The sequence below is a fragment of the Burkholderia sp. AU17457 genome (genome assembly GCF_002223255.1).
In the GTDB taxonomy this organism is placed as follows: domain Bacteria; phylum Pseudomonadota; class Gammaproteobacteria; order Burkholderiales; family Burkholderiaceae; genus Burkholderia; species Burkholderia sola.
The window spans coordinates 116,065-134,755 of record NZ_NKFB01000006.1 but is presented as its reverse complement, the minus strand read 5'-3'; the positions used below and the strand labels follow the sequence as shown (position 1 = coordinate 134,755).

General features: G+C 67.1%; 19 protein-coding genes. 4 read left to right on the top strand and 15 right to left on the bottom strand.

The features are described from left to right. Positions 1-23: 23 nt before the first annotated feature. The 5 genes from CFB49_RS27455 to CFB49_RS27435 form a co-directional block, all read right to left on the bottom strand. Positions 24-2,297 carry a TonB-dependent hemoglobin/transferrin/lactoferrin family receptor gene (locus tag CFB49_RS27455; RefSeq protein ID WP_089492901.1) on the bottom strand — a complete coding sequence of 758 codons (2,274 nt, stop codon included), beginning with the start codon at positions 2,295-2,297 and terminating at the stop codon, positions 24-26. A gap of 232 nt (positions 2,298-2,529) precedes the next feature. Next, positions 2,530-2,757: a hypothetical protein gene (locus tag CFB49_RS27450; RefSeq protein WP_012339294.1), complete on the bottom strand. Its 228-nt coding sequence runs from the start codon at positions 2,755-2,757 to the stop codon at positions 2,530-2,532. A gap of 187 nt (positions 2,758-2,944) precedes the next feature. Beyond that, entirely contained in the window at positions 2,945-3,328 is a 384-nt protein-coding gene (locus CFB49_RS27445) for a DUF6232 family protein (RefSeq protein WP_089437219.1), read from the bottom strand. Positions 3,329-3,452: 124 nt separating this feature from the next. Continuing rightward, positions 3,453-3,713: a DUF2866 domain-containing protein gene (locus CFB49_RS27440; protein ID WP_011548992.1), complete on the bottom strand. Its 261-nt coding sequence runs from the start codon at positions 3,711-3,713 to the stop codon at positions 3,453-3,455. Positions 3,714-3,932: 219 nt separating this feature from the next. Continuing rightward, entirely contained in the window at positions 3,933-5,093 is a 1,161-nt protein-coding gene (locus CFB49_RS27435) for a porin (RefSeq protein WP_069621584.1), read from the bottom strand. Positions 5,094-5,687: 594 nt separating this feature from the next. Between CFB49_RS27435 and CFB49_RS27430 the strand changes: the two genes are divergently transcribed. Continuing rightward, a complete protein-coding gene (locus tag CFB49_RS27430) occupies positions 5,688-6,494 on the top strand; it encodes a MetQ/NlpA family ABC transporter substrate-binding protein (protein WP_069621583.1) in 807 nt (268 codons plus the stop codon). A 153-nt stretch (positions 6,495-6,647) separates the two neighbouring features. Here the strand turns inward: CFB49_RS27430 and CFB49_RS27425 are convergent, their stop codons facing one another. The 4 genes from CFB49_RS27425 to CFB49_RS27410 all read right to left on the bottom strand — a co-directional run bounded on the left by CFB49_RS27425 (position 6,648) and on the right by CFB49_RS27410 (position 10,925). Further along, positions 6,648-7,763, bottom strand: a complete 1,116-nt coding sequence (locus CFB49_RS27425) for a succinylglutamate desuccinylase/aspartoacylase family protein (protein WP_069621582.1) — start codon at positions 7,761-7,763, stop codon at positions 6,648-6,650. Between the two features lie 224 nt (positions 7,764-7,987). Then, positions 7,988-8,770: an ABC transporter substrate-binding protein gene (locus CFB49_RS27420; protein WP_059581949.1), complete on the bottom strand. Its 783-nt coding sequence runs from the start codon at positions 8,768-8,770 to the stop codon at positions 7,988-7,990. A gap of 226 nt (positions 8,771-8,996) precedes the next feature. Next, positions 8,997-9,917, bottom strand: coding sequence for a LysR substrate-binding domain-containing protein (locus CFB49_RS27415; protein WP_069621581.1), 921 nt, complete (start codon positions 9,915-9,917; stop codon positions 8,997-8,999). A gap of 60 nt (positions 9,918-9,977) precedes the next feature. Beyond that, positions 9,978-10,925 (bottom strand): GlxA family transcriptional regulator, encoded by a 948-nt coding sequence (locus tag CFB49_RS27410; RefSeq protein WP_089492900.1) that lies wholly within the window; start codon positions 10,923-10,925, stop codon positions 9,978-9,980. Positions 10,926-11,031: 106 nt separating this feature from the next. Here CFB49_RS27410 and CFB49_RS27405 point away from each other — a divergent pair, with 106 nt between their 5' ends. Next, complete coding sequence (locus CFB49_RS27405) at positions 11,032-11,340, top strand: DUF3817 domain-containing protein (RefSeq protein WP_089437215.1); 309 nt, start codon at positions 11,032-11,034, stop codon at positions 11,338-11,340. Further along, positions 11,337-11,738, top strand: coding sequence for a CopD family protein (locus tag CFB49_RS27400; protein WP_089492899.1), 402 nt, complete (start codon positions 11,337-11,339; stop codon positions 11,736-11,738). The genes CFB49_RS27405 and CFB49_RS27400 overlap by 4 nt, the downstream gene beginning before the upstream one ends. Before the next feature lie 10 nt (positions 11,739-11,748). Here CFB49_RS27400 and CFB49_RS27395 read toward each other — a convergent pair whose 3' ends face one another. The 3 genes from CFB49_RS27395 to CFB49_RS27385 all read right to left on the bottom strand — a co-directional run bounded on the left by CFB49_RS27395 (position 11,749) and on the right by CFB49_RS27385 (position 15,093). After that, complete coding sequence (locus CFB49_RS27395; protein ID WP_069621577.1) at positions 11,749-12,342, bottom strand: hypothetical protein; 594 nt, start codon at positions 12,340-12,342, stop codon at positions 11,749-11,751. A 214-nt stretch (positions 12,343-12,556) separates the two neighbouring features. Beyond that, a complete protein-coding gene (locus CFB49_RS27390) occupies positions 12,557-13,945 on the bottom strand; it encodes an NCS2 family permease (RefSeq protein ID WP_089492898.1) in 1,389 nt (462 codons plus the stop codon). Positions 13,946-14,415: 470 nt separating this feature from the next. Then, the gene (locus CFB49_RS27385; protein ID WP_089437212.1) at positions 14,416-15,093 is read right to left on the bottom strand and encodes a TetR family transcriptional regulator; all 678 of its coding nucleotides are present in this window, start codon (positions 15,091-15,093) and stop codon (positions 14,416-14,418) included. A gap of 48 nt (positions 15,094-15,141) precedes the next feature. Here CFB49_RS27385 and CFB49_RS27380 point away from each other — a divergent pair, with 48 nt between their 5' ends. After that, on the top strand, positions 15,142-15,807 hold the full coding sequence (locus CFB49_RS27380) for an O-methyltransferase (protein WP_089437211.1): 666 nt from the start codon (positions 15,142-15,144) through the stop codon (positions 15,805-15,807). Positions 15,808-15,929: 122 nt separating this feature from the next. Here the strand turns inward: CFB49_RS27380 and CFB49_RS27375 are convergent, their stop codons facing one another. The 3 genes from CFB49_RS27375 to CFB49_RS27365 all read right to left on the bottom strand — a co-directional run bounded on the left by CFB49_RS27375 (position 15,930) and on the right by CFB49_RS27365 (position 18,684). Beyond that, complete coding sequence (locus CFB49_RS27375; RefSeq protein WP_089437210.1) at positions 15,930-16,448, bottom strand: DUF3455 domain-containing protein; 519 nt, start codon at positions 16,446-16,448, stop codon at positions 15,930-15,932. Positions 16,449-16,586: 138 nt separating this feature from the next. Beyond that, complete coding sequence (locus CFB49_RS27370) at positions 16,587-17,549, bottom strand: cyclase family protein (RefSeq protein ID WP_089437209.1); 963 nt, start codon at positions 17,547-17,549, stop codon at positions 16,587-16,589. 19 nt (positions 17,550-17,568) lie between these two features. Continuing rightward, positions 17,569-18,684, bottom strand: a complete 1,116-nt coding sequence (locus tag CFB49_RS27365; protein ID WP_069621571.1) for an alkene reductase — start codon at positions 18,682-18,684, stop codon at positions 17,569-17,571. Between the last annotated feature and the right edge of the window lie 7 nt (positions 18,685-18,691).

Sequence of the window (18,691 nt, the reverse complement as noted above, 5' to 3'; positions counted from 1 at the left end):
GGTGGGCGCGCTGGCAACGCGCATCAGAAATCCACTTTCATGCTGACGGCGACCGTGCGACCGGGCGACGAATACGCGTCGAGCACCTGCGAATCGGCCGCGATGCCGCGCACGTCCGACCAGTTCCAGTACTTGCGGTCGAACAGGTTGCGGATGCCGATGGTGGCGCTCACGTGCTTGTTGAAGCGGTAACCGCCGCGCAGGTCGACGACGAACGACGACGGCGGCGTGAAGCACGCCTTGTTCGAACAGTCCGACTTGTCGACGTCCTTGCCGCGTTTGGCGGCCTGGAACAGCAAGTCGGTCTGCACGAACCAGCGTTCGCCCGGTTCATACCGCACGCCGAACACGGCCGAGAACGGGTTGACGGTGTTCAGCGGCTGGCTGGCCGCGCCGTCGTTTCGCGTCGAGCCCTTCGTGAACGCCATCGCCGTCTTCAGCGTGATGCCGTTCGGCATCACCCATTCGGCGCGGCCTTCGAGGCCGTGGATGCGCGCGTCGGCGAAGTTCACGTACTGGAACACGAACGGGTCGACCGGCCGGCCGCTGCCGGCGATCGTCGTGCGCGAGATGAAGTTGCGGTAGCGGCCGGTGAACGCGGCCGCGCTGTAGCGCACGACGCCGTAGCCGGTGCCGGCCTTGCCGCGCAGGCCGGCCTCGAACGTATCGCTGGTTTCGGGCTTCAGGTTCGGATTGCCGATCGACGTGTAGCCGTACACCGGGTTCGAGAAGCTGCTGTTCACTTGGTCGGGTGTCGGCGCGCGGAAGCCATGCGCGTACTGCACGTACGGAATGACGGCGGGCGTGATCTCGTAGAGCACGGCGACGCGCGGCGACAGCTCGTTCGCGCTCGTCGACACGGCCTTGCCGGTGAACAGCGGATCGTTTTCGGTCGGGCTCAGCCGGTACGTATCGAAGCGCAGGCCCGGCGTGACGAGCAGGCGGCCGTAGCCGATCTGGTCCTGCACGAACGCGCCGAACAGCGTGTAGTCGGTGTCGGGGAACGCCTTGTTCGGGAACGCTTCGCCGACGCCCGGCACAGTGCCGTCGCGCATGTTCGTCACGCGCGACAGGCTGCCGTCCACGCCGTAGAGCAGCTTGTGCGCGAGCGGGCCGGTCGCGAAGCCGCTTTCGGCGAACGCGGCGCCGCCGAACGTGCGTTCCTTGTACTGGTTGTCGCGCGAACGCGAGGGCTGCCTGCCGCGCGTCTCGAACGCGTACTGGTCCTGCTTCGCGTCCTGGTAGTAGAACTGCACGTGCGCGGTCTGGAACCAGCGGAACGCGTCGTCGCGGAAGTCGTAGTCGACGCTGAAGCGGTTGCGCTCGAGCCGGTCGTTCGTCGTGAGGCCGAGCGTGGCCGGCGCGTTGATCGCCGACAGCACGTCGGTGCTCACGCGCCGCTGCACCGTTTCGGCGGTGAACTTGATCGTGTCGCGCGCGGTGGGCGTCAGCACGAGCTTGCCGAGCAGCGATTCCGAATAGACGTCCTGCGGGTTCGACGTCGTGCGCAGCGTGCTCGCCGAGTTGTTGCTGCCGCGCGTGTCGACCTCGTGGCCGCGCCGGCCGTCGGCGATGATCATCCCCTGGATGCGATCGTTGCCGCCCGCGGCCGACACGGTCGCGCCGATGCTGCGATCGGTCGAATCGTAGCTCGGCCGGAACGAGAAGTAGTAGGGCTTTCCGTAGATCGACAGCAGGTCGCGCGGGTCCTTCGTGATGAAGTTCACCGCGCCGGTCAGGCCGTCGCTGCCGTAGAGCGCCGACGCCGGCCCGCGCAGGATCTCGATGCGCTTGAGCGTGTCGAGATCGGCGTAGTCGCCGCGTCCCGCTTCGAGCGGACCGAACGAAAACGCGTTCGGCAGGCGGATGCCGTCTTCCATCAGCAGCACGCGATTGCCTTCGAGGCCGCGGATGTTGATGCTCGAATCCCCGTCGCGGCCGCCGCCGAGCGCGGCGCTGCCGGGCCGGTACGCGGTGCGGCGCACCGTGATGCCCGGCTCGTAGCGCAGCGCGTCCTTGATGTTGGTGGCTTGCTGTTCTTCGAGATCCTCGTCGGTGATCACCGACACGGACGCCGCCGTGCGGCTCGCCGCGGTGGCGGTGCGGGTGGCCGTGACGGTGACGGGGTCGAGCAGCGCCGCATCGCCGCGCGTGGACACGGCGGCGGTGGTCAGGACGGCGGAAGGCGGGGTGGCGCCTTGCGGCGACGAATCGGCGTGAGCCGGGGCAGCGGACAGGCCGAACGCGCCGAACAGCGCGGCACAGATCGGCCGCCGCGCCAGCGTATAGCAATGCACAGGTGGTCTCCCATTGACGATAACAAGCCCGAAGGCTGGCTGGGCGACGCGTTCACCTGGCTGGCCCGTTTGCGCGCGGCAGGCGGCAAACGGCGATTTGAAAGGCAACTGACAACCTTGTCAGTGTAAATGAGAATTATTATCAATACAAGAACGCAAAGCGGCTCATGCGAGTGAGCACTTGCATGCACGGCTCGGGTGAGCCGCGGCGCAAATTTGAGAGAAACAGGCGCTAAGCCAGCGCTTCGATGCGAATCAGCAGGTTGCGCGCATGCGCGATGAACGCGTCGTGCGTGGCGCGATCGCTGTGGCTTTCGATGCCGGCCTGTTCGGCGAACGCGATCTGTTCGGTGTAGAGCTCGACGAGCGCGCGGCGTGTGTCAGGGGGAAGTGCGCGGATCATCGACACGATCAGCAATTCCTGCGCGCGGAGCATGCCGGACAGCGATTGAGCGTTCATGCTGGCCTCCTCGGACGATGCGGCGGCGAGCCGCTCTTTCCATACTAGGCGGTCGGCGTCCGCCGTGGAGGCGAGGTGCGCGTGTCGCGGCGCAGAGCACGCGATTCGACGGGAAGGCCGCGCGCACCGACGCTCGCCGCGGGCGGGCGGCAAGCGCGAATCGAAGCGTGCACGAATGCGAATGGAATCAGCCGGCGGCGGTGGCGGACTGTGCGTCGCGCACGACCTGCGCGACGCGTTCGACGAACGCGGCGTCGACGCTCGACAGCGCTTCGCGCTTGCCGTCGGGCATCTCGACCATCAGCCGATACGTGATGTCCTGGGTGGCCCACGCGAGATAGCCGACGACGACGAGCATCACGCCGACCACCAGCGCGGCGCTCGATGCGCCGATGCCGCCCGCGACGGCGATGGCCGCGCCGATCAGCGAGATCAGCGACGGCACGAGACGGTTCTTTGGAATCTTGACGACATCGACCTGGCGGATGTCACGCAGTGCGAATACCTGTCCGGCGGCCGACAGGCCGTTGCGCGTGACCATGACGCCACGTTCGTTGAATGCGTTTTCCATCGTGTGTGACGTGGACGAAAACGCGCAGCGTAGCAGGTTTCGTTGCCGCGTCAAACGAGACCGACTGCCGCACGATGCGTGCGGCGCGGCCGGCGGACGGGAAGCGGGGGGAGCATAAACGCGTTCAGAACTGCAGCCGGCCGTCGCCGTAAAGCCGGCCCGGCACGTGCGACGCGACGACCTCGGCGATCTCTTCGTCGGTCGATTCGGCCGGCACGATCTGGCGTCGCGCGGGTGCATCGAGATGCATCGTCCACTCGACGAGACGATACGGACGGCCCCAGGGGCGCTGCATTTCCACCGAGACGCGGCAGCTCTGGACCGGCAGCGAGTGTTGGCACGTCAGAATCGCGTGCAGATGGCTGAAAACGGTATCTTCGATCATCGTGGCCTCCGATCCTGTTTTGTGAGCAGTTGATGGCGGTGCCGTAGGGGTCTCAAAAAAAAAGCCGCCGATGCTCAGGCGGCCAACAGGGGGGGTGAGAGCATCGTCTCAGCCCAGAATTAAGCGAAACTTAAAAGCGCATAAAAAAGCGCCCCGCGTGGAGCGGGGCGCTGCGTGCCGTCCTGATCCGCGTGAGAAGCGGACAGTTAAGCGAATGCTTTAGAACTTGTGACGGATACCGACGCGAGCCGCCAGCTGGTTCGACGAACCGTTGCCCGACGTGTTGAAGTAGCTCGTGCTCGAACCGATCTGCGCCTGCACGTTGTTGCCCGATGCCTTCTGGTAGATGACGAGGCCGTACACGTCCGTACGCTTGCTCAGTGCGTAGTCGAGGCCCACGTTGCCCTGGTTCCAGTGCGCCGAGCTGCCGCTTTGCGTCGCGTTCGTGTACGTGTAGCCCGCTGCCGCCGACAGCGCCGGCGTGAACGCATACTTCACGCCTGCTTCGTATGCGTTGTAGAACGTGCCCGACGCGCCGGCCGCGATCGGGGTGAACTGCGTGCGCGTCCACAGCAGCCATGCCGTTGCCGGGCCGAACACATAGCGGCCGCCGACGCCATACGTGCGCAGGTCGCGGATGTTCGTCAGCGCGAGGTTCGCGATCGACGTCGAGAAGGCCGGCGTCGACTGGCTCGGGAAGCGGATGTCCGTGTATGCGGCGCCGAGGGCGAACGGGCCGTTCGCGTAGTTCAGGCCGAAGCTGTATGCACGCGACGAACCGGGCGTCGTCGTGGTGCCCGTCGTCGTCGACGGTGCGCCGGCGAAGTCGGTCGAGTTCGAGAAGCCGTACAACGCGCCGAACGTGAAGCCGGCGTAGTTCGCGCTCTGGAACTTCACCGCGTTGTTGATGCGGCTCGACGTCAGCTGGTCGATGTCGTTCACGTGGTAAGCATAGTTACCCGCGACCGTGTTGCCGCCGGTCGAGTAGTTCGAGCCGAGGATGTCGGTCGAGAACGAGTACTGGCGGCCGAACGTGACCGTGCCGTATTGCGCCTGGCTCAGGCCGACGTAAGCTTGGCGACCGAAGATCGCGCCGCCTTGGCCGATCGTGCCGTTGCCGCTGTTGAAGCCGTTTTCGAGCACGAAGATCGCCTTCAGGCCGCCACCGAGGTCTTCGGTGCCGCGCAGGCCCCAACGGCTGCCCTGGGCCACGCCGTCGTCGTACTTGAACAGCTTGCTGCTGCCGCCGTTGGCGGTCTTGCTGTGGTTCACGTAGCTGATACCGGCATCGATGACGCCGTACAGGGTCACGCTGCTTTGTGCGTGCGCCGTGCCGGCCGTTGCTGCCAGGGCGGCGATGGTCAACAGTTTCTTGTTCAAAGGATTCTCCGAGCGAATAAATGGCGTGTCCAGTTGCGGTTCCGGCGCTCTCTATGGAGCGCTTTCACGGACCGGCGCAACTTTATCGGCGGGCCACGTAATGAATATGACAGCGACTGTCATATGACGAATGTGTGGTGCCGATGCGACATTAGGGCCTGCTTGCATAGGGAACGTGCATGCGTTGCCACGAGAACGGCCGCGCGCGAGGCGCGCGACGCCGCGAATACTCGCGTATTCGCAAGGAGCGCAACGTGGCGAGCGGCCGTTCTCGTGGCAACCCCAAACTAAAAATTCGATCCACGGGAATGCCTGAAATCGCCCGCATGGCGGCGTCGTTCGTCGCTTGTTTGGCGCGGCCAAACGGCGCTCCTCACTCCTTGCCCTGCGAGCGATTTCAGGCATTCGCATGCACGTTCCCTATGCAAGCAGGCCCTAAATTCTGCCCGGTTGCACCGTCGGCGGTTATACCGAATTCGCCTGTCGTTCGATTCCGAACCGGAATATGCACATGAAATAAGCTTGGTTTGCGGCGTCCGCGCCGCGTGCCACGATCCGTCCTCCAACAAACGACACGGGACAAGAGGACACCCCATGCGACGTTCGATTCTGACCGGCCTCGGCGCACTCGCCGCCGCGCTGGCATTCGCCGCGCCCGGCGCGCACGCCGACTCCCAAACGCTGAAGATCGGCACGATGAGCGGCCCCGACGCGCAGATCTGGACCGAGGTGACGAAGGTCGCCGCGCGCGAAGGCCTCGCGATCAAGGTCATCGAATTCAACGACTACGTGCAGCCGAACGCGGCGCTCGATTCCGGCGATCTCGATGCGAACGGCTTCCAGCACCAGCCGTTCCTCGACAGCCAGATCAAGCAGCGCGGCTACAAGATCGTCAACGTCGGGCTCACCTACACCGCGCCGATGGGCTTCTATTCGAAGAAGCTCAAGTCGCTGAAGGATTTGCCGGTCGGCGCGAAGGTCGGGATCCAGAACGATCCGTCGAACGGCAACCGCGCGCTGCTGCTGCTGCAGAAATACGGCGTGATCAAGCTGAAGCCGGGTGTCGGCGCGAACGGCGTGAACGCGACGCCGCTCGACATCGCCGAGAACCCGAAGAAGATCAAGATCGTCGAGCTTGATTCCGCGCAGTTGCCGCGCGCGCTGCCCGATCTCGACGCCGCGTCGATCAACACCGACTACGCGGTCAAGGCCGGGCTCACGCCGGTGAAGGATGCGATCGCGATCGAGGATCTGCGCGGGCCGTACGCGAACCTGATCGCGGTGCGCGCGCAGGACAAGGACAAGCCGTGGGTGAAGAAGCTCGTCGCGGCCTATGAATCGGACGACGTGCGCAAGTTCATCAACCAGAAGTTCGGCGGCGCGATCGTGCCGGCGTTCTGAACTTCCTTTGCGCGCAGCGGCCGGCGGCGCGGTATCGGCTGCCGACGCACGCTCCGGAAAGCAAATCGCCCGCGCAAGCGGGCGATTTCGTTTGATGCGGCCGATGGCGTGCGATGCGCGCCGCGGCCCGGCGCGCGGGCCGCGCGCGCAGGCTCAGGCCGACAGCAGCGAGCCGGTACGGATCGCGGTCGCGCCGGCGATGCGCGCGACTTCCATGCCGGCCGTCGCGAAGCGCACGATCTGGCGCGCGTACAGCACGCCCGACACGCTGCTCTTCAGCGTGACGACGCGATCGGTCAGCGGATCGACGATGTCGGCCACGGCCTGGCCGGCCTCGATCATCACGCCGACCGGCGTGCGGAACACGATTACACCCGACACGGGCGCGACGAGCGGATCGGTGCCCGCGAGCGGCGTGGCCGGATGCGCGAGCGGCGGCAGCGGCGCCGGCGTGCCTTCGACGATGCCGCGCTCGATCAGGTATTCGACGATCGCCTGCGCGTCCTTTTCCGCGAACTCGTACGACACGTCGCGTTCGCTGCGCAGTTCCACCGTGACGGAAATCGCGCCGTTCGGGATCGGGAAGCGGTCGCCGAAGCGGTTGCGCAGATCCGACCAGCAGAAGCTGTGGATTTCGTCGAACGGGTTGCCGACCGAATTCAGCGCGAGCAGCGACGCCTTGGCATCGAGATAGCGCGCCAGCGGCTCGACGTCCGGCCACAGATCGGGATTCGTGTAGAGGTGCATCACCGCATCGCTGTCGCAGTGCAGGTCGAGCACGATATCGGCATCGAACGACAGCTTCTGCAGCGCAAGACGCTGCGAGTCGAGTTCGGTGCGCGGCTTCTGTTCGTCGAGCGCTTCGCGCATCGCGGTGCGTACGACGGCGAGATTGCGCTGCGCGTCGTTCGTGAGGCGGTCTTCGACACGCGGCAGCACGAGCGCGGCGAGATCGTAGAAATTGCGGTTGAAGTTCTGCATCGAGCCGAGCTCGAAGCGGCCGAGGTGATCGCCGAACACGTGTTGCGACAGGCCGATCGGATTGGGCACGGGCACGATGACGACTTCGCCTTGCAGCTTGCCGGCCGTCTCGAGCGCGGCGATCTTGCGGCGCAGCAGCGTGGCGACCAGCATGCCGGGCAGTTCGTCCGCGTGCAGCGACGACTGGATGTAGACCTTCTTGCCGCCGCGCGGGCCGTAGTGGAAGCTGGTGATCTGGCGTTCGGTGCCGACGGCGGGGGAAATCAGCGGATGGGTCTGCGTTTGCATGATGGGGGGAGTGCGGCGCAGCCGCGAATGATCCGTGTGCGTGGAAGATCGATTGTACGTTGCCTTCCTCGCCGCCATCAAACCGGTGCCGGAGCGTTCGGTTTTACGTTGAGAATCATCGGGTTGGCGCGGAAAAAATAACGTCGTCCGCGCCGCGTGCAAAAAAAACGGGCTCCTCGCGGAGCCCGTTCCCGTCGCGCCGGATCGCGCGTCGTTCAGCCGGATTACTTGCCGTAGACGTCGAAATCGAAGTACTTCTTCGCGATCTTGTCGTACGTGCCGTCCTTGCGCATGCCGGCGATCGCGCCGTCGATCTTCGCCTTCAGGTCGGTGTCTTCCTTGCGCAGGCCGATACCGGCGCCGTTGCCGAGCGTCTTCGGATCGTCGAGGTCCTTGCCGGCGAAGTCGAAGTTCGCGCCGCGCGGCGTCTTCAGGAAGCCGATCTCGGCTTGCACCGCGTCCTGCAGCGCGCCGTCCAGACGGCCGGAGATCAGGTCGGCGTAGACCTGGTCCTGGTTCTGGTAAGGCACGACGTTCACGCCCTTCGACGCCCAGTACGTCTTCGCGTAGGTTTCCTGGATCGTGCCCTGCTCGACGCCGACCGACTTGCCCTTCAGCGATTCGGCGGTCGGCTGCAGGTTCGCGCCCTTCTTCGTGACGAGGCGCGTCGGCGTGTTGAACAGCTTCGACGAGAACGCGATCTGCTCGGCACGCGCCGGCGTCATCGACATCGACGACAGCACGCCGTCGAACTTGCGGGCCTTCAGCGCCGGGATCATCCCGTCGAAGTCGTTTTCGATCCACACGCACTTTGCGTTGATGCGGCGGCAGATCTCGTTGCCGAGATCCACGTCGAAGCCGACGACCTTGCCGTCGGCGCCTTTCGATTCGAAAGGCGGGTAGCTTGCGTCGACGCCGAACCGCACGGTCGACCAGTCCTTCGCGTATGCGCTGCCGGCCGATACGGCGAGCAGGGCCACGGTCACAGCCGCAAGAATCTTTTTCACTCGGTGACTCCTCGTTTTGTTCGATGGGTGCGCGGTTGTGCCGCGCCGTAAGCCTTCGGCCCGCCGCGGCTTCGCGTCGGACAGTCCGTTTCGCCCGCCCGATGGGGGCGCGCGACGTGCGGAAGATTATCAAGACAAAATACCGGCGGGGCGCCTAGGACAAGCCCCGATACCGGGCCCGGCGGCGGCGCGTCGGACGCACCACCGTTTCACACACAGGAACGATTCAGCCGAGCGTTTCGTTGACCGCGCGCTGCAGGCACGTGGCGAAGTGCGACACGGCGGGCGTGGGCAGCAGGTCGCGCCGCGCGATGATCGACAGGTCGAAGCGCGGCATGCTTTCGTCGAGTTCGGCCGTGCGGATGCCGAGCGGCGCGACCATCGCGGCGAGCGGGCGCGTGAAGCAGCCGATCACGTCCGAGCGCGCGACGAGCCCCAGCGTCACCGCGAACGACATCGGGGAGCGCAGCAAACGTTTCGGCAGCGGCAGCCCGTGCGCCTCGAACATCCCGACCATCACGCTGTGCGGAAACTGCTCGGCGCCGACGGTGACGATCCATTCGGCGTCGAGTAGTTCCTCTAACCGGCGCGCCTGCGCGAGCGGATGACCGTCGCGCATCACGATCGTGAATTCGGTCGACAGCAGCGGCAATTGCGTGAAATCGCGGTCGAGCGCGGGCACATGGTGCATCGCAGCGATGTCGAGCGTGCCGTTGCGCAACTGCGCGAGCGCGTCCGGCACCGTCACTTCCTCCAGATGCAGGCTGACGTTCGGCATCGACCGGCGGAACGCCGTCACCGCGTGCGGCAACGCGGTCAGCGCGATCGACGGCATCGTGCCGACCGCGACGCGGCCCGACATCTCGCCTTTCACCTGCTCGACGGCCTCGACCGTGCGGCGGACGTCGCCGAGCAACTGCTCGGCGCGCGGCAGCAGCGCTTCGCCGCAGGGGGTCAGCTCGACGCCGCGCACGCTGCGCACGAGCAGCTCCGCGTTGAGCGCCGTTTCGAGCTCGCGGATCGTGTGCGTGATCGCCGGCTGCGTGACGCCGAGCTCGCGCGCGGCGGCGCGCAGGCTCTTCAGGTGCGCGGCGGAGACGAACGCCTGGAGCTGCGCGATGTTCAGGGGGTTGCGGATGCGGGTCATCGGTCGGGTCCGGTTGGCGCGAAAGGGGGCGGCGGGTTCGGTTGGCGAGCCCGATGAAGGTCACGCATCGGCGCGTGCGCGGAACGCCTGCCGATAGCGCTGCGGCGACGTGCCGACGATGCGCGCGAAGCGCTCGCGAAACGCGGTGACCGAGCCGAACCCGGCTTCCGTCGCCACATGTTCGATCGACAGCTCGGTCACTTCCAGCAACTGCTGCGCATGCCGGACGCGCGCGGTCTGCAGCCATTGCCCCGGCGACGTACCCGTCTGCTCCTGGAAGCGCCGCGTCAGCGTGCGCACGCTCGTCGACGCCTTGCGCGCGATCGCGTCGAGCGTCAGCGGCTGGCGCAGGTTCGCGTGCAGCCAGTCCATCAGGTCGTGCAGCCCGTCGCCGCCCGCCGGCCATTCGGGCGCGATGAACTGCGCCTGCCCGCCTTCGCGTACGCGCGGCGCCACCGCGTTGCGGGCGGCGTCGACGGCGACCGCCGCGCCGTAGTCGGCCTGGATCATGTGCAGGCACAGATCGAGGCCCGCCGCCGCGCCGGCCGAGGTCAGGATCTGACCGTTGTCGACGAACAGCACGTTCGGGTCGACGTCGACGGTCGGATAGCGGCGCGCGAGTTCGGCGGCCGCGAGCCAGTGCGTCGTCGCGCGCAGGCCGTCGAGCAGCCCGGCTTCCGCGAGCACGAACGCGCCGCTGCAGATCGACGCGATCCGGCATCCGCGCGCGGCCGCCGCGCGCAGCGCGTCGAGCACGCGGCGCGACGTGGGCGCGAGCGGCACCGACGTGCCGGGGACCATGATCGTATCGGCGTCGGCCAGCGCATCGAGGCGAAACGGCGGGCGCAACTCGAACAGGTCGCCGCCGACGCGCGGCTGCTCGCTGCACACGCGTACGCGGTAGGCGTGTTCGACATGGGGCGCGCGCACGCGCACGAACGTGTCGCAGGCGACGCCCAGATCGAACGGGACGACATCGGGCAACGCAAGAACGGCGACCGTGTGCATGGTGTGTGCGGCCGTGGCCAGAATCCGTTGAAAGATGTCATTCTAGCCAATGGCTCGGACCGGCACCTCACGCGACAATCGCGGCGGACCATCTGGAGCCCTGCCGATGAAACAAGACGATCGCAATGCGTTGCGGAACCTGCAATACCTGTCGCTGCTGGAGGCCACCACGCTCGTCGTGCTGGTGTGCGTGGCCGTGCCGCTCAAGCATCTGGCCGGCTATCCGTTGGCGGTGTCGATCATGGGCCCGGTTCACGGCATCGCGTTCGCGATGTACGGGTGGGCGGTGGTCGGCACCGCATCGAGCGGGCTGTGGAGCAAGGGCGAGGTCGCGCGGCTCGTGCTGTCGGCCGTCGTGCCGTTCGCGGGGCTGGCGAGCGCCGGCTGGATCGCGCGCAGGCGGCACGCGCCATGATCTACCTGGTGCTGAAGGCGGTGCATGTGGCCGCAGTCGTCACGTTCGTCGGCGGGTTGTTGTTGTCGTCCGTCGCGGTGCGGATCGCGAACCTCGCCGTGCATCGCGCGGTGCGGCGCTGGGATCGTACGGTGACGGCGCCCGCGCTTGCGATCGTCTGGATCGCCGGCATCGCGCTCGCGCTGAGCGGTCACTGGTTCGGCGCCGCGTGGCTGTCGGTGAAGCTTGCGGTGGTCGTCGCGCTGTCGGTGCTGCACGGGATCCTGGCCGGCACGCTGCGGCGCATGGAGCGCGACGATCTCGTCGTCGTGCCGGCGCCGTGGCTCGGGCACGCGGCGGGCGCGGCGATCGTCGCGATGGCGCTCGTCGTCGGGCTGGCCGTGATCAAGCCGTTCTGACGCGGCGCGTTCAGGCGAGCGCCATCTCGATCGCCGCCAGCGTGCGACGCCGGATCCAGCCGCTGCCCAGCCGGATCGCGAGCCAGTACGGCGTGAACAGCCAGCGCGTGCGCGCGCTCGGGCAATGGACGAAGGTTTCGGTGCGCAGGATGTGCGCGCCCGACGCGAGCCCGACGACCTCGAACCGGAGCACCAGCTTCGCATCGCGCGGGTCGTCGTGCCGGACGAACGCGTCGGCATCGGCGACGGGGCGCACGTCGGGTGTCGGGCGCCAGAAACGTCCGATGAGGCCGAGCGACAGCGACGTGTCGTCGCGATGCAGCGGCGTGAACGTGTCGAAGCCGAAGCGCGCGCGTTCGGGGCGGCCCGGCGCGTGGCGCAGCGCGCCGGCGACGGCTGCCGGGAATTCGCGCACCGTCAGCAGCGTGTCGATGACGGGGTCGGCGCGCATGTCGAGCGATGCGACGACATCGATGATGCATGCGGGCGGCGCGTCGATCGGCTGGGATTCGTGCACTTCGTGGAAGCCGAACGACGGAATGAACGGCGGCTTGCGCGCCGAGGCCCGGGTGATCGATTCGGAGACGATGCCAAGTGGGTTCATCGCGACTCCTGAAGGGGCAAAACGGCATCGTAGCACCGTGCGCGAATGGGTGTCGCGCCGTTTTCGCGCAGCGCATCGCGTTGCGCCGCACCGATAAAAAAAGCCTGGAAACTCGCGTTCCCGGGCTTGAGGCCATCAACGACGATGGTGGAGGAGACGGTGCCGTCCCGATGCGCGCCGCCCTTCTGCAGGCGACGTCGCGCATGTGTCGCGCTCAGATGGCCCAGCCGCCGAGATAGAACGTGACGAGCACGGCCGCGATCAGCACGGTGCCGACGTTGAGCTTGCGGAATTCGCCGCTGGCGACGCGGCCGATCACGAGGGTCGAGAAGCCGAGCATGATGCCGGTCACGATGTTCGCGGTCAGCACGATGAACACCGCGCATACGAGGCCCGACATCGCGTCGACCATGTCGTCCATGTGCAGCTTGCTCACGCTGCCGAGCATCAGCAGGCCGACGTACATCAGCGCGGGCGCGGTCGCATACGACGGCACGAGGCCCGCGAGCGGCGAGAAGAACATCACGACGAGAAACAGCAGGCCGACCACGGCGGCCGCGAGGCCCGTCTTCGCGCCGGCGGCCACGCCGACGCTCGACTCGATGTAGGCCGCCGCCGGCGCACCGCCGAGGAAGCCGGAGAAGATCGAGCTGATCGAATCGGCGGTCAGCGCGCGGCCGCCGTTGATGATGCGGCCGTTCTCGTCGAGCTGGCCGGCTTGGCCGGCGACCGCGCGGATCGTGCCGGTCGCGTCGAACACGGCGGTCATCACCAGCGCGAGCACGCTCGGCAGCACGGCCATCGACAGCGCGCCCTTGATGTCCATCGCGCCGATCAGCGATGCGTGGCCCGGTGCGCTCAGCGACGGCAGCGCGAAGATGCCGCGGTATTTCACGCCCGGATCGAAGATCAGGCCGAATACCGAGATCGCGATCACGACGAGCAGGATGCCGCCCGGCACGCGACGCTTTTCGAGGCCGAAGATCGCGGCGAGCCCGACGACCGACATGATGACCGGGAACGCGGTGATCTGACCGAGCGACACCGGCAGGCCGGCGCCCGGGTTCTTGATCACGAGGCCGACGTCGTTCGACGCGATCAGCAGCAGGAACAGGCCGATGCCGATCCCCGTGCCGTGCGCGACGCCCGCGGGCAGGTTGCGCAGGATCCATGAACGCACGCCGGTGATCGAAATGCCGGTGAACACGAGGCCCATCAGGAACACGGCGCCGAGCGCGACCGTCGGAGGCAGCCCCTTGCCGAGCACGAGCCCGAACGCGGTGAACGCGGTCAGCGAGATCGCGCAGCCGATCGCGATCGGCAGCTTCGCCCACAGGCCCATCAGCAGCGAGCCGAACGCGGTGGTGAGACACACCGCGACGAACACGGCGCTCGTGTCGAAGCCGGCCTTGCCGAACATGCCGGGCACGACGAACACGGAATAGACCATCGCGAGGAAGGTGGTCGCGCCGGCAATGATCTCGCGGCGCTGCGTGCTGCCGCGCGCCGAAATGCCGAAGTACCGGTCGATGGCGCCGTTGGCGCCAAAGCCGGTTTCTTCCGCGCCGACGCCGACCGTCGGCTGCACCGGGGTATCACTCATGAGCTTGCTCCTTTATCAGCATGCTGAAACGGCTCGCGGCGAACCGTCGTCAGGGTGTCTCGTATCTGGTTGGATTGATCGGCAACGTCGTGGGGACGCATGACGCGCGGTGCGTGTCGTTACGGGCGAATCGAAACGATCGCGAGGGTGTCGCGTCGGACGACGCGTGGTGTGGTCGACCCCGTCACGTGTGTTTTGCCGTAGCGAAGGTTAGGCGAGCGGCCCATCACGTCCCATCGGGGGAAGAGCATGCAGCGCATGTCGCAGCGCTTATATCGGCGTGCAACGGGGCTCCGTCGCGGCGACACGCGTGTATACGCCTAGTTCGAATCCGTTAAGACGACTATTTGAATGCAGGGTCGGCGGGCGGGGGTGCAAGCGGGCGGGGCACTCGATATTACGAATGACTTTCAGCGTGGCCCGGCAGGCCGGCGCGCATGCGCGGCGTTCGTCCCGGCACGGCACGGCGCTCAATCGTGTGCGAGATGCGCGAGATACGCGCAGAACATGTCGGCCATCGCGTCCGAGTACGCGTCGATTTCCGCGGGCGTGCGCACGGTTTCGGAGAATGCCTTGCCGCCCGTCGTGAGCGTCGTCAGGATCAGCTCGCACGCGAGCGCACGGGTGGCGTCGGGCACGTCGGGCAGCGCTTCGCGGATGAACGCGTGGAACGCCCGGTTGCCCTCGGCCTTCACTTCCTGCGCCTCGGGCGCGTCGCGATAGAGCGGGGCGGCGTCGTCAAGGGCGATGCGCATCGGCGCCTCGTCGCATTCCGAGCGGATGAACGCGTGAACGGCGGTGCGCAGCCGCTCGGGCGGCGTCTTTTTCGTGTCCTGCAGCATCCCGCACAGCATGTCGTGCGTCTGCCGCCACTCGTCGTGCTGGAGCCGGAACAGCACGGACGCCTTGTTCGGGAAGTACTGGTACAGCGAGCCGACGCTCACGCCGGCCCGCTCGGCAACGCGCGCCATCGTGAAGCGCTGCGCGCCTTCGGTCGCCAAAACCTGAATAGCCGCCTGCAGGACGTCCTCGACGAGACGGGTCGAGCGTGCCTGCCGAGGCTGCTTGCGCGTGGCGATCGGGGCGTTTCGGCGGTCGGTCATGAGCGGTTTGCCAATGCGAATAGTAAAACCTGAATAGTTCGTCATATTCTAGTCGGGTGCACTGACGCACTCAACCCGATACCGGAGATTCGCATGACCACCCTGATGCTCGACCCGCTGGCTTCGCTGCTGGCGCGCCTGTTCGACGAAGCCGACGCGTCGTCGCCCGCGACGAGCCCGGCCTTCGCGAACGTGTCGCGCGACGAGCAAGCGCGGCTGATGCGCAGCAAGACGGACTACGCCGATCTGTATGCGCGTCTGAAGGACTACCCGCTTCCCGTGTCGCGCGAGACGGGCACGCTGCTGTACATGCTCGCGCGCAGCGGCGGCGCGAAGGCAATCGTCGAATTCGGCACGTCGTTCGGCATTTCGACGCTGCATCTCGCGGCCGCGCTGCGCGACAACGGCGGCGGCCGGCTGATCACGAGCGAGTTCGAGCCGTCGAAGGTCGTGCGCGCGCAGGCCAACCTCGCAGCGGCCGGATTGGCCGATCTCGTCGAGATTCGCGAAGGCGATGCGCTGCGCACGCTGGCCGCCGAGCTTCCGGAGTCGGTCGACCTGCTGCTGCTCGACGGGGCGAAGGCGTTGTATCCGGAGATTCTCGCGCTGGTCGAGCCGCGGCTCAGGGCGGGCGCGTTCGTCGTGGCCGACAACGCGGAATACAGCCCCGACTATCTTGCTTACGTGCGCGCGCCTGAACACGGCTATCTGTCGGTGCCGTTCGGCGGCGACGTCGAATTGTCGATGCGGCTGCGCTGACGAGACGGAACGAGGGTGTCGACGATTTCACGCTCCCCCGCATAGAATATAGGAGCACTGATTAAATGGAAGCGTGGCGAGAGGCGACGGGATGACGCCCGTCGCTTGCGACGCCGTGCGCGTCACTTCAGGAACACATAGCGCGCGAAGTACGGGAAGCGGCCGACTGCATGCTCGGTCGTGCACGTCGCGGCTGGCGGCGTGCCGCCCGCCGTATCGAGCCGCTGCACGAAGCGCACGCCGGCGAGCGTGCCGGTTGCGGCCGGCGTTGCCGCGAGCAGCAGTTGTGGAACGCTGGCCGCGCTTGCGCTCGGCGCTTCCGCGAGCTTCTTGCCGGTAATGCGGCTGCCGTCGAGCGCTTCCCACGACGGCCCCGTACCGTGTCGGACGACGAGTGTGCCACGGGCATCGAACAGCAGCGCTTCGGGGTGCTGGAATGTCCACGCGAGCCGGTGTTCGGCATCGTATTCGCACGTGTAGACCTGCAAGCCGCTCGCGGTGGTCGACAGCACCGGCGTGGCCGGCTCGGGCGGCGCGAGGCCGGCAGCGTCGTCGGCATGCGCGGGCGCGATGCATGCCGCGAGGGAAAGACCGGCCGCAAGGGTCAGCAGCATGTCGCGTGTCGGGGAGCGGCTTGGCATGGCGGGGCGTCCTTTCAGGTCGGGTGACGGTCGCGTGGAGTCGACCCTGTCAACACTAGACGCCGATTGCGTGGGCCGCAACCCGGAAATGACAATCGCGGCGATAGTCGCCGCGATTGCCGAAGGGCGAATGCGCGATCAGCGGATCGCGACCGGGTTGATGTTGACCTGCGTGGAGCCGACGTACAGCGGCTGGCCGAGCACGAACAGGAATTCCCACGCATGGTCGCGCACCAGCGCACGGCTGTCGATCAGCTCCAGGTTGTAGATGCCGCGTTTCGCGAGCATGTACTGGTTGACCGGGAATTCGTCCTGCGTGTGCGGATTCGGATAAACCTCCGATGCCCACGTGTCGCCGCCGAACGCGACGATCCCCTGGTCGGCCAGCCATTTCGCGGCTTCCATGCCGATGCCGGGCTCGACGTCGAGGAACTGCCTGTCGTCCTTGCCGATCAGCTCCAGCCAGCCGGTGTTGAACAGCACGACGTCGCCCTTGCGCAGCGTCAGCCCCTGCTTCTTCAGCACGGCCTGGATATCGGCGACCGTGAACTCGGTGCCGCCCGGCACGACCGGCTTGCCGTAGTGGGCGGTCATGTCGAGCACGACGCCGCGCGTGACGATCGGCGGCACCTTCTCGACGCCGAGCTTCTTCACGCCGTCGACGGTCACGAAATCGGCCGCGCGGTTGCCGTTGTAGTACACGTTGTCGATGCCGATGTGGCCGATGCCGTTCAACTGCGTGCCGACGCCGGTCCATGCGTTCACGAGTTCGTCGTTGAACGTGAACTTGTTGGGGCCGAGGCTCTTGCCGGCCTGCTGGCCGACCTGCACGTTGTACAGCCGGAAGCTGCGATGGCGGAACGCCGGCAGGTGCTTGTCCACCGGCACGGCCAGCGGATAAGTCTTGCCGGCCTTCACGAGGCCGACCGCCTGCTTGACGACGTCGGGCGTCAGCAGGTTGGCCGCACCGATTTCGTCATCGGCGCCATAGACGGACGGATACCAGCCGGCCGCCGCCGCGGACGGCGCGGCGTGGGCGGCTTGCGCGGCCGCGAACGGCAGGATCGCGGCGAGCGCGAGCCGGGCGAGCGTCGCTTTCATTCGAGACTCCTGTCGATCGTCATGCCGCGGCTTGCGCGAGCGTCGGATAGTCGGTCAGGCCGTGGGCGCCGCCGCCGAACAGCGTATTGCGATCGTGCGGCGCGAGCGCGGCGCCGGTGCGCAGCCGCTCGGGGAGATCGGGGTTCGCGACGAACGGGCGGCCGAATGCGACGAGGTCGGCCCAGCCGGCGGCGATCGCCTCGCGGGCGCGCTCGGCGGTGTATGCGCCGGCATAGATCAGCACGCCCGGGAACGCGGCGCGCAATTGCTGCTTGAAGGCGACCGGCATCAGCGGCGCATCGTCCCAGTCGGCTTCCGCGATGTGCAGGTAGCCGACGCCGAGTTCGCCGAGCAGCTTCGCGGCGGCGAGGTAGGTCGTTTCCGGATCGTCGTCGACGCAGCCGTTCAGCGTCGTCAGCGGCGCGAGGCGGATGCCCACGCGCGATGCATCGCCGGTCCCGTCGATCAGCGCCTGCGTGACTTCGCGCAGGAAGCGCAGCCGGTTCTCCAGCGAGCCGCCGTAGGCGTCGGTGCGCGTGTTCGCGTTCGAATCGATGAACTGGTTCACGAGGTAGCCGTTCGCGCCGTGCAGCTCGACGCCGTCGAAGCCGGCTTCGATCGCGTGGCGGGCGGCGGTGCGGTACTGGTCGACGATCTCGCGGATCTCGTCGATCGACAGCGCGCGCGGCTCGGACGCCTGCACGAAGCCCGGCGTGCTGCCGTCCTCGCCGGCGATGAACACGTTCACGCCCTTCGCCTGGAGCGGCGACGACGACACGGGTTGCGCGCCGCCGAGCAGGCTCGTGTGGCTCAGCCGGCCGACGTGCCACAGCTGCGCGAAGATGCGGCCGTGCGCGGCATGCACGGCGTCCGTCACCTTGCGCCATCCGGCGACCTGCGACGGCGTGTGAATGCCGGGTGTCCATGCGTAGCCCTTGCCGAGCGGCGCGATGTAGGTGCCTTCGCTGACGATCAGGCCCGCACTCGCGCGCTGCGCGTAATACGCGGCCATCAGTTCGTTGGCTTCGTCGCCGGGCTGGCTCGCGCGCGAGCGCGTCATCGGCGGCATCACGATGCGGTTCGGCAGCGTCAGCGCGCCGAGTCGCAGCGGTTGGAAAAGCGGGTCCTGGGTCATGGTGGTG